General features: G+C 39.3%; 1 protein-coding gene. It reads right to left on the bottom strand.

Going from position 1 to position 737, the window contains the following annotated elements; all coding sequences use genetic code 11:
- Window positions 1–504: ATP phosphoribosyltransferase regulatory subunit (locus ACFIO5_RS11680; RefSeq protein ID WP_375705500.1), on the bottom strand; the 504-nt coding region annotated here is incomplete at its 3' end.
- Window positions 505–737: the final 233 nt, after the last annotated feature.

Genomic DNA, 737 nt, shown 5'->3' with positions numbered 1-737 from the left:
AATGACATAATCATGATGCTGAAATCCTAATTTTTGCAAACTATCGGCTGCCATCATGCAAATTTCGGCATCTGCAGCAACTGTCGGCGTTCCCACAATATCAGCATCAAATTGCATAAATTGCCGAAAACGTCCCGGTCCAGGTTTTTCATTGCGAAAAACAAAGCCTAGACGATAACTCCGATAAGGCTTTGGCAAAGTTTCAAAATTTTCTGAAAAATAACGGGCAAGAGGTGCAGTGAGATCATAACGCAAAGACATCCACTGTTCATCATCATCTTGTAGAGAAAAAACCCCAGCATTTGGCCTATCCTCATCAGGTAAAAACTTGCCTAACACATCGGTATATTCAAAAATTGGTGTTTCCAGGGCTTCAAAACCGTAAAGTTCATAAACTTGACGAATTTGTGCAATCATAACTTCGATTGCATATAATTGTGCACTTGTGCGATCAACAAAACCACGGGGTAAACGAGCTTTGGTTTTTTCTTGTTTCGATGACATGTTATTCTCTAGCAACAATTTATGTTCACAGATAATATGTGTCTTATCTTATAGAAACAAACGCTGCAATGACTTTATCAATCTGAGTGCTTTGGCAACATGCCTCAATGCCACATACACCGGATTATGCTTTATCAAAGGGAATATCAACCGCCTTTAGAATAATCAGCTATAAAAGAGTTTGCATTATGTAAGGAGCAAAGCTGCACCATCATTCTCTTTGCCAGCCCCCA

The organism is Bartonella sp. AA86SXKL (assembly GCF_042196885.1).
Note: the sequence above shows the minus strand (reverse complement) of the source record. Positions and strands in the feature narration are given on the sequence as shown.